The sequence below is a fragment of the Faunimonas pinastri genome, from assembly GCF_900110915.1.
Taxonomy (GTDB): Bacteria; Pseudomonadota; Alphaproteobacteria; order Rhizobiales; family Afifellaceae; genus Faunimonas; species Faunimonas pinastri.
In genome coordinates, this window is record NZ_FOFG01000002.1 from 374,873 (window position 1) to 390,654 (window position 15,782).

Sequence of the window (15,782 nt, forward strand, 5' to 3'; positions counted from 1 at the left end):
AGTGCGGGAAACACACAATTCCGAGCAATTGACCTGAAAAGGGCGCGCGGTCCGAAAATAAAGCGGCGTCGAAGCGGGCTCTGTACTTAGAGCTCATCGAAAGCACGACGCGTCTCCCATTCCCGCGCCACGCGCAGCAGATATTCCCCATACCCCGACTTGGCGAGCGGGCGGGCCTGCTCCACTAGGCTTTCGGCGGAAATGAAGCCCTGCCGGAAGGCGATTTCCTCGGGTGCGCAGATCTTGAGGCCCTGGCGCTGCTCGATGATCTGCACGAACTGGCTTGCCTCCAGCAGCGACTGGTGGGTTCCCGTGTCGAGCCAGGCGAAGCCGCGCCCCATGATCTCCACGAAGAGCCGCCCCTCTTCCATATAGGCACGGTTGACGTCGGTGATCTCCAGCTCGCCCCTCGCCGAGGGCTTTACGGCGGCCGCGATATCCAGCACGCGATTGTCGTAGAAATAAAGGCCGGTCACCGCCAGGTTCGACTTCGGCGAGGACGGCTTTTCCTCGATGGAACGCGCCTTGTTTTCCCGATCGAGCTCGACCACGCCATAGCGCTCGGGGTCGTTGACGGTGTAGCCGAAGACGGTGGCGCAGTCGGTGCGCGCGGCGGCGCGGGCGAGAAGCTGCGGCAGGCCATGGCCGAAGAAGATGTTGTCGCCCAGAACCAGCGCGACGGAATCGCCGCCGACGAAATCGCGACCGATGATGAAGGCTTCCGCCAGCCCGCGCGGCGCATCCTGCACGGCATAGGTCAGGCTGATACCGAACCGCGATCCATCGCCCAGGAGCTTGTGAAAAAGCGGCCCGTCATGCGGGGTGGTGATGATGAGGATCTCGCGAATGCCGGCCAGCATTAGGGTCGACAGCGGATAATAGATCATCGGTTTGTCGTAGACCGGCATCAGCTGCTTGGAGACGGCAAGCGTGATCGGATGCAGCCGCGTGCCCGTGCCGCCCGCCAGAATGATGCCCTTCATGCGCCTGCGACTCCCGGTTTTTCGTTGTTGTTTTCGCGACTTGTCCGACAAAGCTCACGCACCACTTCGCCCGTGCGCTCCATCCAGGGAACCGCGCGGAAGCCGAAGACGGAGGCGAAACGGCCGGAATCCAGTTCCGAATTGGCTGGCCGGGCCGCTGCGGTCGGGAACCCGGCGGTGTCGATGGCGTCGACCGCTGGGCGTCGGCCGGTCAGCGGAGCGGCCGCCTCCACGATGGCGCAGGCGAAGCCGTGCCACGTGGTGACGCCGGTGCCGGCGAGATGATAGGTGCCCCACACAGAATCGCCGCTGGCGGCGCGTTCGGCCGCGATCAGAATGCCTTGCGCCAGGTCGATCGAAGCGGTCGGGCAGCCATGCTGGTCGGCGACGACGGTCAGCCGATCGCGCTCGCCGGCCAGCCGCAGCATGGTCTTGAGAAAATTGCCGCCATGGGCGCCATAGACCCAGGATGTCCTGAGGATCAGGTGCCGGTGGAGTTCCGCGCGCACCGCCGATTCGCCCTCGGCCTTGCTGCGGCCGTAGACCGTTTGCGGCGCAATCGGATCGTCCTCGACATAGGCCCCGGTCTTTCGCCCGTCGAAAACATAATCGGTCGAGACATGGATCAGCGGCAGGTTGGCCGCCGCGCAGGCCACGGCCAGAAGACCCGGCGCGCGAGCGTTGATCGCAAAGGCCTTGTCCGGTTCGCTCTCCGCGCGGTCCACGGCGGTATAGGCGGCTGCATTGACCACGACGTCCGGCCGGTGCCGATCCAGCGCCTGCCGGATCGAGGCGGGGTCCACGATATCGCCGTCCGCGTGACCGAGCGAAAGAAGGTCGATCGCGCCGGCCCGCGCCTGGACGACAAGTTCGCGACCAAGTTGACCGCCGCCGCCGAAGACCAGCGCCCGCAAGGTCATCGCGCCGTGCCGAGCCGCTCGCCGCGATAGGCGCCCGAGCGGATGCGCTCCCACCAGTCGCGATTTTGCAGATACCAGCGCACCGTCTTGCGCAACCCGCTCTCGAACGTTTCCCGGGGCGCCCAGCCGAGTTCGCGGTGTATCTTGCCGGCGTCGATGGCATAGCGGAGGTCGTGGCCGGGACGATCTGTCACGAATTCGATCAGCCGCTCGCGCGAGCCGCTGACCGGGTCCGGCGCTTCCTCATCGAGGATGGCGCAGATGGAACGGACCACGTCGATATTTCGCTGCTCCTGCGAACCGCCAATCGCATAGCTCTCGCCGGGGCGGCCGCGCGCCACCACCGCCAAGAGCGCCGCGGCATGATCGTCGACGAAGAGCCAGTCGCGCACGTTCTCGCCCCGGCCGTAGACCGGCAGCTTCCTGCCCTCCAGCCCGTTCAGGATCATCAGGGGAATGAGCTTTTCCGGGAAATGGTAAGGGCCGTAATTGTTGGAACAGTTGGACAGCACCGTCGGCAGGCCGAACGTGTGGTGCCAGGCACGGACGAGGTGATCGGAGGACGCCTTGGAGGCGGAATAGGGCGAGTTCGGACGGTAGGCCGTCTCCTCGTCGAACGCGCCCTCCTCGCCAAGGGTGCCGAAGACCTCGTCGGTTGAAATGTGATGGAAGCGGAAACGCTCCCGGGCCTCCGCGTCGAGCCCGCGCCAGTAGGCAAGCGCGGCCTCCAGCAGCGTGAAGGTGCCGACGATGTTGGTCTGGATGAAAGCGGCCGGCCCGTCGATGGAGCGGTCCACATGCGATTCCGCCGCCAGATGCATCACCCAGTCCGGCCGGAACTCGGCAAGAAGCCGCGCCATCGCCTCGCCGTCGCAGATATCGGCACGCGCGAAGCTGTAGCGGGGATCGTCGGCGACACCGGCCAGCGACTCCAGGTTGCCGGCGTAAGTGAGCTTGTCGACGTTGAGGACGCTGTGCGGCGTTGCCGCGATGATGCGCCGGATGACGGCCGAGCCGATGAAGCCGGCACCACCGGTCACCAGGATGCGCCTGGGGGTTCCGGCGTCGCTCATCGCGAGCGCGCCATCTCGAAGGGCGTCTGGAATTCGGCGAACCCGGGCAGCTTCAGATCCCGGTCGGAGAGGACGGCATCGCTGTCGCCCAGCGGCCAGTCGACCGCGAGGTCCGGGTCGTTCCAGCGGATGCCGGCGTCGTGCTCGCGCGAGTAGCCGTTGTCGACCTTGTAGAGGACCCGCGTTTCCGGCTTCAGCGTACAGAAGCCATGCGCGAAACCGCGCGGGATGAAGAGCTGCTCGCCTTTATCCGCGGTCAGCGTCGCGCCGACCCAGCGGCCGTAGGTGGGCGAACCGCGCCGCAGATCGACCGCCACGTCGAAGATCGAGCCGGACACGACGCGCACCAGCTTGGCCTGATCGAAAGGCGGCGTCTGAAAATGCAGCCCCCTCACCGTGCCCTTGATGATCGAAAGGGATTCGTTGTCCTGCACGAACCCGGCGGCAATCCCCACCTCCTCGTAGCGCTGCCGCGAATAGATTTCGCAGAAGGTGCCGCGATTGTCGCTGAACACCGTGGGCGCGACGAGGATCACGTCGGGAATTGCAAGGCGGGTAAACGCGGACATTGTCTTCCGGACCGGGCTTCTGCGTGGCGCATAGCCCTTTGCTGTTGGCGTGTACAGGCCGCTGTCGCGACCTGGGGTTGAGTGGGAGCTTAGCCGTTCTGACGATAGCGGAAGAGCGAGTGAAGGCGGCTCCGCCGTTCCTCCTGCGTCGGCGCGACGTCCGGCAGGTCCTCCCCTATCTCGTCCCGCAAGTCGTCCGGACGCTCGACAGGTTCGCCCCGGACGCGGACGAGCAGCGGCACGGTCAGCGTCGCCCAATGGCTGACGCCGTGCTCCCAGAGCCCGTCCTCGCCCCAGCAATCCCCATGATCGCCGCAGAGCAGGATCGTGCTTCCCGAGAACGCTTCCAGAAGCGGGGCGAGCAGCCGGTCGGCGAACTCCACGCAGGCGACCTGCCGCGTCCGGCAGTCGGTGGAGCGGTCCTCCGTCTGGAACGGGACGCAGGGATTGTCGTCCTCGCTCCAGGGCGCGCCCTCGAACCAGTAGGGAACATGGGTCTCGCCCACATTGACGAAGGCGAAGACATCCTGCTCCGTCTCCGCGATGCGGGAGTTCACATATTCGATCTGGCGGGCCAGCCCGTGATTGCCGGTAAAGATGAAGTCGTCGAAGCTGTCGCTGAGGTGCTGGCCGGTCATGGTCTCCGGATCGAACCAGCCCATCGCGCCTGCGCCGATCGTGCGGAAGCCCTCGCGCTTGAAGCCGTCGATGATGTTACGGCCGGCGATCTGATAGCCCTCGCCGCCTTTGCCCGGAAAACCCGCGCCGACCAGCTTGAAGAGCTTGCCGGCCTTGGGATTGAGGATCGGCGCCGATGTTCCGGGTACGCCGGGGGTGAAGCCGACGAACATGGCGGAATGCGAGCCATAGGTGAAATAGCTGGGGGCCTGGGCCTTGTGCAGCGGCCCGACCGCCTTCAGCGCCGGGGCATTCGCCTGCGTGAAGCTGTCAAAGCGGCAGGAATCGAGCGTGATGAAGAGAACGCTGTTTTTGCTGACCAACGGATCACCCATGCTGCGCCGTGTGGCGCTTCGGGGCAGAACCTAGGTGAGCCGTGAAGGCATGGCAATCGAGGCTTGAAAGAGCGGCGGCGGCCCGCCGCGACCTCTGCTTCCGTGGAAGGCGGTCAGCTATCCCGCGCGATGCTCAGCCCGTCATCGGCCACCCGGTCGCGGTGATGGCGCTTGGCCGCGTAGAGGGCGCGGTCCGCCCGGCTATAGATATCTTCCACCCGCACGTCCTCTTCGCGCCGCGCGGCGAGGCCGTAGCTGACCCGCAATGCGCCGGGTTCCAGTCCGGGGACCGTGACGGCGGCGACGGAACGCTCGACCCTGCGAGCGATCTCTTCCGCGTCGTCGAGATCGGCCCCGGGCAGCAGCATGCAGAACTCGTCACCCCCCACGCGGGCGACCTGGTCGCCGGCGCGCACGTCGCGCTTCAGCAGTTCGGCAAGCTGCACCAGCGCAGAATCGCCGGTCAGATGGCCGTGAAGGTCGTTGATGGCCTTGAAGTGATCGACATCGAGGATGACCAGCGAAAGGTCCGTTCCGCCCTTGGCCGAGTCCCTGAAGACGCGATCGAACTGCATGTCGAAGAAGCGGCGATTGCCGATCTCCGTCAGCGGATCCATCATCGCCTGGCGGTTCAGTTCCTCCATGGCCTGGTTCAGCCGCAAGAGCGTGCGCTGCACGTTTGCCATGAGGCGCCCGCCCTCGTCGTGATACTGCGTCGGCAGTTCCATCGGCGGCCGACCGGCGACGTATTCTTCAAGCGCCCGGCTGCTGCGATGCAGGGGATAAAGCATCTGCTGGATCGCGAAGATCGTCGCGATCGCCCCGGCGACCGTGCCGAGCAGCGTGACCAGAAACGCCCATCGCGCGACGGGATCGTGCCACCCGCCGCTGACGAGCGTGAAGATCACCAGCGCGAGAAGCGGAATGTGGGTTCCGATGAAGCAGATCAGGAAGATTCTGCCGGAATAGCCGCGCGGCCAGGAAAGCCGCTGCATCAAGCCGTAAAGATCCATCCACCCCTCGACGCCAGCCAATCCAAGTATTGCCGCAGAACACCCGATCCATGCGGCGCACCGTTCCGGGGAGCGGAAGGGAAGCAGTGGCATAATATCGACAGGTGCTGCGCCGCAACTGCGAAGAGAGATAAAGGATATACGCGCGGCCGCGAAGATTTTTGTTTGGGCGCAAACCATCCGGCGGCGCGATGATTCCGGCCACCTTGGAGATAGTGGCATCTCTGCACTTGTCGCGGGTATAACGACATGCCGCCCTCCGCGGCGGTTGCCCTGCTGCAATGCCAGCGGGTATTGTCTCCGGATTCCTGGCTGAGGGCGCTCAGCAGAAACGCCGGTTACCCCGGCACCAGAGACTGAGGTGTTATGAGTTCAGCGTCTCCCGGTCCGCGCCATCGCGCCCGCCACAGGAATTGGCAGAGAGCCGCCTGCGTCACCCTCGCGCTCGCCGTTACGGTCCCGCTTGCGCCCGCCGAAGCCTTCACGTTGTTCGGGCACACCTTTTTCGGCAAGAACCCGAACGACCCGGCCAATGCGCCGGACGCGCAGCCCTACAAGATCGACTTCAATCTGGAAGGCCAGCAGAACAAGCGGCTGAAGCGCGTCCTGCAATCGGCCTCCAACCTCTTCACGCAGCGCCGCCGCCCGCCGGCCGCCGCCGCGGGCCTGATCGCGCGCGCCAAGGGCGATTACGGCCGCATCCTCGCCGCGCTCTACACGCAGGGCTATTACGGCGGCACGATCCGCATCCTGGTCGATGGCCGCGATCCCGCGACGATCGCACCGGACTCGACGCTGCCAAAGCCGTCGCAGGTCACGGTTTCCGTCGATCCGGGCCCCCTCTTCCAGTACGGCACCGTCCAGTTCGACGGCCTGCCCGCGCCCATCCCGATGAAGGACAAGAAGGCGGAGCTCGACCTGCGCGACGCCAAGATCCAGCATGGTGCGGTGGCCCGCTCCGGCGAGATCCTGACGGCGGAAAAGAAGGTCATCGACGTCTGGCGGCAGCGCGGCTACCCCAAGGCGCGGGTGGCAGACCGGAAGGTCGTGGCCGACCATGCGACGAACCAGGTCAACGCGGTCGTGGAGATCGATCACGGTCCGGCGGCCGTTTTCGGGCCCGTTTCCGTCACCGGCACGCAGCGCCTCGACCCGGCTTTTGCCGTCCGGCAGACGGGACTGCATCCCGGCGACCGCTACGATCCCGACGATCTGGCGCGCGCCAAGAAGCGGCTGCAGCGGCTGGATACCCTTTCCAGCATCTCAATCAAGGAGGCCGACGTCGTTCGCGACGGCACCCTGCCGATCACCTTCAACCTGGCCGAGCGCAAGCGTCACCTGGTCGGCGGCGGCGTTTCTTATTCCACGCGCGACGGCGCTGACGTCACCGGCTATTTCGAGTATCGCAACATCTTCGGCCGAGGCGAGAAGTTCCGCCTGGACGCCGAAGTCGGCGGCCTCGGCGCCGATTCCAACACGCGCTTCAAGAGCTCCGTCGGCGACATCGGCAGTAGCTTCGACACGCTGGACTACAAGCTTTCCGGCACCTTCACGCGCCCCGGCACGTTCTCGCCCGATACCGACCTCGTGCTGAACGTCACCGGCCAGCAGGAATATGTCGACACCTATCTCAAGCGCGGCGTGGGCGGCACAGCGACGCTGAAGCAGTATTTCACCGACGAACTGACCGGATCGCTCGGCGTGGAGCTGGAGAAGGAGCGCGTCGAAGATGCGCTCGGCATCAACAACTACCTGATCTTCGGCATTCCCGGGCAGCTCGAGTTCGACAATCGCGATGTCAAGCTGAACCCGACCGAGGGCTTCCATGTCACGGGCGATCTCGAACCCTTCACCGACCTGGAAGGCGGCACGATCGCGCTGAGCAGCAAGATCTCGGCGGCCACCTACAAGAGCCTCGACGCGAACGACCGCTTCATCGTGGCCGGTCGCGTGGCGCTCGGCAGCATCGTCGGCGGTTCCAATCTGGAAGACATTCCGGCGGACCGGCGCTTCTATATCGGCGGCGGCGGTTCCGTTCGCGGCTACGACTACAAGAGCGTCGGCCCGCGCGTAAATGGCGACATCGTCGGCGGCAAATCCTTCTGGGAGGCCTCGCTGGAACTCCGCACCAAGATCACCGAATCGATCGGCATCGTTCCCTTCTTCGATCTCGGCAACGCCTACGAGGATTCCATTCCCGATTTCTCCGGCGGAGTGAAGATGGGCGCCGGCCTCGGCCTTCGCTACAATACCGGCCTCGGCCCGATCCGCCTCGATGTGGCGGTTCCGCTCAACCCGGTGAAGGGCGACGCGAAATACGGGATCTATGTCGGCCTCGGACAGGCTTTCTGATCATGATGCGCCCGATCATCAAATTCGCCCTCGTCCTGGGTCTCGCCGGCTCCGTCTCCGGCGTCGCGCTGGCGCAGAGCGGTTCCGCCGGCAAGTCGCAGATCGCCCGCCTGCTGGAGCGCGTGCTTTCCAGCCCGGACCGGAAAGTCGAGATCAACGGCCTGGAAGGCGCCTTCTCCTCCACGGTTAAGATCGCGAACATCACGGTTTCGGACCGTCAGGGTCCGTGGCTGAAGCTCGACGGCGCGTCCATGACCTGGAGCCGCGCGGCGCTCCTGCGCAAGCGGCTGGATATCCAGAACCTCACCGCCAACGAGATCGACGTGCTGCGCAAGCCGGCGCCGTCGGAGACGACCACGTCCTCGGGCGGCGGTTTCTCGTTGCCGATCGCGGTAAATCTCGACCAGCTTTCCGTTCCGAAAATCGCCATCGGCGAGCCGGTGTTCGGCACCGCGGCGAACCTGTCGCTGGAGGGCTCCGCGCATGTGACGTCCAGCGCCGTGCAGGCCAAGATCGACGGCAAGCGCCTCGACGCTCCGGGCGGCACGCTCTCGCTCGACGTCAATCTCGATCCCAACAAGAACTCGCTGCTGGCCAATGTCCGCTTCGACGAGCCCGCGGGAGGCCTCGTCTCCAAGGCGCTGAAGCTGCCCGGCGAACCCGCCGTCGTCTTCACGCTGCAGGGTCAGGGCCCGCTCGACAACTGGCAGGGCAACGTCGACCTCCAGGAGAATGCCAAGTCCATCCTGGGCGGCAGCATCGGCATCGCCCGCCCCGGCACCGGCTACCGCATCACCTCCGACCTGACGGGTTCGCTCGGCCAGATCGCCCCGGCGAATTACGCCAGCCTTCTGAAGGGCGACAGCCATCTGGCGCTCGACCTCACCAAGAACGACGACGGCTCCATCCTCCTGAACTCGCTCGCCCTGAAGTCGTCGACGGTGGATCTCACCGGCACGGCGCGGGTCGGCTCCGACAAGGTTCCGCAGGCGGCCGACATCCACTTCGTGCTCGGTTCGTCGAGCGGCGACACGGAACTGCCATTCGTGCCGGGCCAGCCGAAGCTCCGCCGGATCGACATGAATGCCTCGCTGCAGGCCGGCTCGCCCTCCCCCTGGCGCGTGAACCTCACGGCCGAGCGTGTGCAGACCACCTACGGGTCGCTCGGTCATCTGCAATTGCAGGGCTCGGGCGAGGCCAGCGACTGGACCTCGGCGACCGATCGCGGCGCGACCTTCACGGCCAACGTCAATGCCGACGGCATCGAGGCGGCCGACCCCGATCTCGCGGCGGCCATCGGCTCGCGCCTGACGGCCTCCACGCAGGGCCGCTGGCATGCCGACCAGCCGGTAAACTTCGCCGATCTTCGGGTGGCGCTCGACCGCGCCAATGCGAGCTTCGTCGGCACGGCGGCACCGGAGCGGATCAACGGCACCTATACGCTGATCGCCGACGACCTTTCCCGCTTCGCCCGCCTCGCCAAGCGCGACATCGGCGGCTCCGCCCAACTGACCGCGACGGGCAGCGTCCGTCCGAAGGGCGGCTATGTCGACCTGAACCTCAAGGGCAGCACGCAGGACCTCCATACCGGTGTCGCCAGCCTCGATCCCATCCTCAAGGGTCAGGTGCAGCTTTCCGGCGAGGCATGGCGCTCCCGCCTGGGCCTGCGGCTCGACAACATGCAGGTCACCGCCCGCACCGCGCAGGCAAGCCTGACGGGCCTCGTCTCCGCGCCGCACATGAACATCGATTTCGACACGCGCGTGCAGGACCTCGCGGTGATCACGCCGCGCGCCAAGGGGGCCGCGCATCTCTCCGGCCATCTCGGCGGTTCACAGGCCGCCCCGGAAGTGGACGTGACCGCGTCCGGCACCGACGTCGTGCTGATGGATCGCCCGCTGAAGGATCCGCGCGCGCATTTCGTCGGGACGATCGCCGGGCCGAACACGCGGGGCGACGCCACGTTGAACGCCACGCTCGGCAACACGCCGATCCAGGGCAGCGGCCATCTCTCCGGCGCGGCCGACGGCAGCCGTCACATCGAGAACCTCGCCTTCAACGTGGGCGACACGAAGCTCGCCGGCGACGTGACCATGCTCGCCAACAATCTGTTCTCCGGCAAGGTCAGCCTGCATTCCCCCGACCTTTCGGTGGTGGGTCCGCTGTTCCTGCAAAACGCCAAGGGCTCGCTCGACGCCGACCTCAACCTCGCCGTCAACGACAACAGCCAGTCGGCGCAGATCACCGGCAAGGCCCGCAACATCGCCGTGGAGAACGTTCGGGTCGGTTCCGCCGACATCCAGGCGCAGGGCGACAAGCTGACGACGCAACCCGCATTGCAGGGCACGTTCGATGTCCGCAACGTCTCGGCCGGCGGCCTTCAGATCGTGCAGGCCAACGGCTCGGCCAGCCGCCAGGGGCAGAACACGGACCTGACGGTGGACGGCAAGCTTGCCGACGGTGCCGCCCATCTCAAGGGCAGCCTGGCTCCGGCAGCCGGCGGTCTTGACGTCTCGCTGGCAGAGCTCCGCTTTCAGCGCGCAGGCGTGAACGTCGCGCTTGCGCGGCCGACGGCGATCCAGGTGCGCAACGGTACGGCAAACCTCCACGGCGCCACGATCAATGTCGGCTCCGGCCGAATCGTCCTCGACGGCCGGGCCGGCCAGCAGATGGCGCTCGACGTCACGCTGAGCAGCCTGCCCGCCGCGCTCGCCAACACCTTCCAGCCGTCGCTGGGCGCGACGGGCACGATTTCCGGCAAGGCCCATGTCACCGGCACGGCGGCGGCCCCCGCCGCGACCTACGATGCCAGCTGGACCGGCGCGTCCGTGCAGGCGGCGCGCAGCCAGGGGGTCGGCCCGCTCAACATCGGCGCCAACGGGCGCTTCAACAACGGCACGCTGGATACGACCGTCAAGGCGACCGGCGCCGGGGGCCTGACCCTGAACGCCCAGGGCAGCGTCGCGGTCAAGGCCGGCAACCGCATCGACATGCGGGTGAATGGTGCCGTTCCGTTGACGCTTGCCAACGCCGCCGTCGCCGATCGCGGCGCGGCATTGAAGGGCATTCTCCGGATAGACGCGACGGTGCGGGGCACGCCGGCCGCGTTGCAATATTCCGGAACGGTGACAGCGGACGGCGCAAGCGTCGTCGATCCCCTCTCCGGCATCACGCTGAACGGCCTGTCGCTGCGCGCCTCCCTCAACAACGACCGGCTCGTTCTGGACCGGCTGACGGCGCGAAGCAGCCCGAACGGCAGCCTTGCCGCCTCCGGCACGATCGGGCTTCGCGGCGACCTCCCCGTCAACATCCGCGCCAACAGTCGGGGCCTTCGATACTCCGACGGTTCGCTCGTCGTCGCTACCTTCGATTCCGACCTGACGCTGACCGGCAGCGTCAAGCGCGGCATGACGGCGGGTGGGCTCGTGCAGCTTCGCCGCGTGGAAGTGACGATACCCGAGCAGTTGCCGGGCGGCTCCGTCGCCGTGCAGATCGAGCACCGCCACACGCCGCCCGATGTGCGCAAGACGATCGCCCGAGCCATGCCCAAGTCCCGGCCCAAGCGGGGCAATTCCGCCGCATCGGCAAGCGTCCCCGTCGCGCTGAACCTGACCGTCGATGCGCCGAGCCAGATCTTCGTGCGCGGCCGCGGCCTCGATGCCGAACTGGGCGGCCGCCTGACGCTTCGCGGCACGACGGCGGCCATCGTCACGGAAGGCCAGTTCGAGTTGCGGCGCGGACGGCTGGATGTGCTGACCCAGCGCATATCGCTGGATCGCGGCACGATCACGTTCCAGGGCGATTTCGACCCGATGCTGGACTTCTCGGCGAGCACGACCGGCAACAATCTGACGGTCACCATCCTGATCACCGGCAACGCTTCCAACCCGGAGGTCAAGTTCACGTCCAGTCCCGAACTGCCGCAGGATGAAGTGCTTGCACAGCTTATCTTCAAGCGCAGCCTCAGCGATCTCTCGCCCTTCCAGGTGGCGCAGCTTGCCGCCGCGGCGGCGCAGTTGGCGGGCGGCAATGGCGGCGGCGGCATTATCGACCAGCTTCGCCAGTCCACCGGTCTCGACGAACTGGACGTGACCACGGACGCACAGGGCAACGCCTCGTTGCGGGCCGGCCGCTATATCAACGAGCGGACCTATCTCGGCGTTCAGCAGAGCGCCGGCGGCGGCAGTGAAGTCACGGTCGACCTCGACATCACCCGCAACATCAAGGCCCGGGCAGGCGCCGGCAACGACGACACCTCCGCCGGCCTGTTCTACGAGAAGGAATACTGAGGGCGGGGATAGCGCCGGGGTGGCTGCGGCATCGGCGCGTTGCCCCCTGTCTGGAACGCTTCCGTCCCACGCAAGTTGTCAGGCGGAGATCCCTGGTGGATCCCGCCTGTCAGTTCAGCATCGGGTAGCGTCATGCATCGCGTCGTGAAGTCGTTCAACGGAGAAGGCCAGCTTCACCTTGCCAGCGGCGATGTCTTGTTTGGGCGTTACCACATCGATGTCTCGTTCGCCCCGGTTCGGAAGGTCTACGAATCGACCGGCACGTTCATCCTGCCGGAACCGCCGGGCTGGGACCGCGTCATCGACGCGCAGCTTGCCGGTCCCGCACGGATCGTCATGACCGATGGCACCGAGATCGAGGTCGAGCTCGGCGGCATCCTGCGCGACGAGATTTCGATCGTCTCAGCGGATGCCATGGGTGCCCGCTGGTGGTCGCGCCAGGTGCCGGCCAGCGGCAGCTTCGTCCAGCCCTACCGGCTGGTGCCGAACGTGCGCTTCGAGATCGCTGCCGAACCGCTCTAAGACCCACGGACGAAAACTCTCATCGCCCCCGTCGAAGGGCATAGCGCCTGCGGCGGCACCGTTTCGAACCGCGAGGCGGACTGGTTCGCGCCGGGTTATCTCACCGGCTACTCACACGTCATGCCGGCAAGTGTCTCGGCCCGTAGCGCGTCCCCGATTTCCCAAGATCATGACTTCGAACGTCGGAAGGTTGCGACCCGGCAGCAACGACCCGAGGCTGACCCTTTCATGCCCTAACAGGGCTGGCGCGGCTACCCAAGCCGCGCCTCGCCTCTCGTCACGACTTGGGCAGCGCGTACGCGATCAGGGAATCGCCCAGCTTGGTGCCGAGCGAACCATGGCCGCCCGCCATCACGACCACGAACTGACGCCCTGAGGCTGCCGACCGGTAGCTCATCGGCGTTGCCTGCGCGCCGGCCGGCAGCCGGTCCTCCCAGAGCTGGCGACCGTCCGTCACGTCATAGGCGCGGATATAATAGTCCAGCGTAGACGTGAGAAACGCGACGCCGCCGCCCGTGATGATCGGTCCGCCAAGGCTCGGGACCCCCATCTTGAAGGGCAGCGGGATCGGCGAGAGATCGCGCACCGTCCCATTCTTGTGCTGATAGACGACCTTGCCCGACCGGAGGTCGACACCCGCAATATAGCCCCATGGCGGCGCCTGGCAGGGAAATCCCAGCGGCGAAAGAAAGGCGTTGAGCTCCACCGAGTAGGGACTTCCGAACATCGGATTGGCGCCGCCTTCCGACGAGCCCTGAACGTCCGAGCCTCCCGCGGGGCGCTGCACGTCCTGATCGTTCCCGCTCTGCGGCTTCTTCTCGCGAGGTACCAGCCGGTCCACGAAGGCCATGTGGTCGGGATTGGCGAAGGCGATCTGCCGGACCGGATCGACCGAAATGCCGCCCCAGTCGATCACGCCGAAATTGCCGGGAAAAACGAGCGAGCCTTTTTCGGACGGCGGCGTGAACATGCCGTCGTAGCGCATGGAGCGGAACTGGATGCGGCATGCGAGCTGATCGAACATCGTCGCGCCCCACATGTCGCGCTCCCGCACCAGCGGATTGCTGAGAAGGGTCAGCGCCGAGAAGGGCTGCGTGGGCGCGGTGTGGTCGCCTTTGCCCGCGCCTTGCGGGACCGGCCGCTCTTCGACCGGCACGATCGGCTGCCCGGTTCGCCGGTCCAGCACATAGAGGTCGCCACGCTTCGTCGCCTGCACCAGCGCCGGAACGCGGCCGTTCGCCGTGTCCAGGTCGATCAGGCTGGGTTGCGCCGGAACGTCCATGTCCCAGAGGTCGTGGTGCACGGTCTGGTAGACCCAGCGAACCTTTCCCGTGTTCACGTCGAGCGCCGTGACGGAGCTGGCGAAGCGCTCCGTGTTCGGGCCGCGATTGCCGCCCCACTGGTCCGGCGTCTGATTGCCGTAGGGGATGTACACAAGGCCAAGCGCCTCATCGACGCTGGAGACGATCCAGCTGTTCGGCGAGTTGAGCGTATAGCTTTGACCCGGTGCGAGGGGCGACGTGGCGTCGGGATTGCCGGTATCGAAGTTCCAGACAAGCGCGCCGGTGTTGACGTCGTAGGCGCGCACCACGCCGGAGGGCTCGTGCGTGGAATAATTGTCGGTCACCTCGCCCGCGACGATGACGAGGTTTCGCGTCACCACCGGCGGAGAGGTCGAGTAATATTCGCCCACGAGACGCTGCGCATCCGGCATGCCGACCATCAGGTCGACGACGCCGTTCTGGCCGAAGCCGGCGCAGGGCTGGCCGGTCTTCGCATCCAGCGCGATCAGCCGGGCATCGGCGGTGGGCAGGAAGATGCGCGCCGGGCATTCGCCGCCCGGCGCCGCGGAGGACGCGGCGCCCACGCCGGTATTCTCGTCATGATAGGAGACGCCCCGGCAGGTCAGATGCTGAAGGTTCTTCCGCTCCGTGATCTTCGGGTCGTATTTCCATTTCTGCTGGCCGGTCTCCGCGTCCAGTGCGATCGCCCAATCGTGCGGTGTGCAGATATAGACCGTGTCGCCGATCTTGATCGGGGTCAGCTCGTACGTCGTCTCGACCGGATCGCTCGGCTGTTTCTGGTCGCCGGTGTGGAAGGTCCAGGCGATCTTGAGCTGCCCCGCATTGTCGGGGGTGATCTGGTTCAGCGGCGAATACTTGTCGCCGAAGGATGAGTGGCCGTAAGCGCGCCAATCATCCCCCTGCCCCTCCGCCGTCAGCGTCGCGGGCGGCGTCGCGCCTGCCTGCGCCGTCGGCAGTCGCCCTTCCCGGTCGTTGTAGGTGGAATTTAACGCGATGATTCCGACGACGGCGCCGATCGCCAGCGACGCGGCCAGCGGCAACGCCGCGCCTCGCCACAAGGAGCGTGGCCGGGCAGTCATTTCGGCGGCCGATGCTGCGGTCCGGCGGAGGGGGATTGCCCGAGCGAGAGGACGGGTGATCCAGGGCATCAGCAGGTAGATGCCGAGAAGGAAGATGATGTCGCCGCGCGGCGCGAGCTGCCACCAGTCGAAGCCGATTTCAGAGATCGCCCAGATGATAGTCCCGATCACCACCAGGGCATAAAGCCAGAGCGCGGCGGACCTGCGGGCCATCAGCAAAGCGCCCGTCACAAGGATGCCGATGCCCGCAATCAGATAATACCAGCTGCCGCCAAGGACGACGAGCCGAACGCCCGCGCCTCCGACAAGCAATCCGATCAGAAGGATGACGAGACCAGAGATCCAGAGCGCAATGCTTGAGATGGTTCGGGCAGCCATGGGCGAAACCTCTCTTCATGTTCCGGATGAACATGGGAGAAACGCAGAAGTGATCCCTCGGTTGTCGTAGGAGGGAACTTTTTTGCTTCGCCGTAAAAGAAGATCTCCAAGTCGTCCGTTTCGCGACAGCGGGCTGACTTGGCCGCCACCTGAACATCGTGTCGAGGAGCGACCGTCCTTGACGGTTACAACGCTATCGACGTGCGAAAACCCGACGGAACTCCGAATGATGTGGGAAAGCCAAAAGGCATGGAGAGAGGCTCGCGGAGCCGCTTTGATTTTTAGCC

At 66.0% G+C, this 15,782-nt stretch carries 10 protein-coding genes; 3 read left to right on the plus strand and 7 right to left on the minus strand.

The window, feature by feature from the left end:
• Positions 1-86 precede the first annotated feature (86 nt).
• The 6 genes from rfbA to BMY25_RS05025 all read right to left on the minus strand — a co-directional run bounded on the left by rfbA (position 87) and on the right by BMY25_RS05025 (position 5,571).
• A complete protein-coding gene (rfbA, locus tag BMY25_RS05000) occupies positions 87-983 on the minus strand; it encodes a glucose-1-phosphate thymidylyltransferase RfbA (RefSeq protein WP_092495508.1) in 897 nt (298 codons plus the stop codon).
• A complete protein-coding gene (rfbD, locus tag BMY25_RS05005) occupies positions 980-1,903 on the minus strand; it encodes a dTDP-4-dehydrorhamnose reductase (RefSeq protein ID WP_092495509.1) in 924 nt (307 codons plus the stop codon). The genes rfbA and rfbD overlap by 4 nt, the downstream gene beginning before the upstream one ends.
• The gene (gene rfbB / locus BMY25_RS05010; RefSeq protein WP_092495510.1) at positions 1,900-2,976 is read right to left on the minus strand and encodes a dTDP-glucose 4,6-dehydratase; all 1,077 of its coding nucleotides are present in this window, start codon (positions 2,974-2,976) and stop codon (positions 1,900-1,902) included. The genes rfbD and rfbB overlap by 4 nt, the downstream gene beginning before the upstream one ends.
• Entirely contained in the window at positions 2,973-3,545 is a 573-nt protein-coding gene (gene rfbC / locus BMY25_RS05015; protein ID WP_092495511.1) for a dTDP-4-dehydrorhamnose 3,5-epimerase, read from the minus strand. The genes rfbB and rfbC overlap by 4 nt, the downstream gene beginning before the upstream one ends.
• 89 nt (positions 3,546-3,634) lie before the next feature.
• Positions 3,635-4,558 (minus strand): alkaline phosphatase family protein, encoded by a 924-nt coding sequence (locus BMY25_RS05020; protein WP_092495512.1) that lies wholly within the window; start codon positions 4,556-4,558, stop codon positions 3,635-3,637.
• 113 nt (positions 4,559-4,671) lie between these two features.
• Positions 4,672-5,571, minus strand: coding sequence for a GGDEF domain-containing protein (locus BMY25_RS05025; RefSeq protein WP_177176710.1), 900 nt, complete (start codon positions 5,569-5,571; stop codon positions 4,672-4,674).
• Positions 5,572-5,937: 366 nt separating this feature from the next.
• Here BMY25_RS05025 and BMY25_RS05030 point away from each other — a divergent pair, with 366 nt between their 5' ends.
• The 3 genes from BMY25_RS05030 (at position 5,938) to BMY25_RS05040 (ending at position 12,734) form a co-directional block, all read left to right on the plus strand.
• Positions 5,938-7,923, plus strand: a complete 1,986-nt coding sequence (locus BMY25_RS05030; RefSeq protein ID WP_092495514.1) for an autotransporter assembly complex protein TamA — start codon at positions 5,938-5,940, stop codon at positions 7,921-7,923.
• 2 nt (positions 7,924-7,925) lie between these two features.
• Entirely contained in the window at positions 7,926-12,212 is a 4,287-nt protein-coding gene (locus tag BMY25_RS05035) for a translocation/assembly module TamB domain-containing protein (RefSeq protein ID WP_092495515.1), read from the plus strand.
• 132 nt (positions 12,213-12,344) lie between these two features.
• On the plus strand, positions 12,345-12,734 hold the full coding sequence (locus BMY25_RS05040; RefSeq protein WP_092495516.1) for a hypothetical protein: 390 nt from the start codon (positions 12,345-12,347) through the stop codon (positions 12,732-12,734).
• A gap of 277 nt (positions 12,735-13,011) precedes the next feature.
• On the opposite strand, the gene BMY25_RS05045 is transcribed toward BMY25_RS05040, so the two are convergent.
• On the minus strand, positions 13,012-15,495 hold the full coding sequence (locus BMY25_RS05045) for a glucose/quinate/shikimate family membrane-bound PQQ-dependent dehydrogenase (protein WP_092495517.1): 2,484 nt from the start codon (positions 15,493-15,495) through the stop codon (positions 13,012-13,014).
• Between the last annotated feature and the right edge of the window lie 287 nt (positions 15,496-15,782).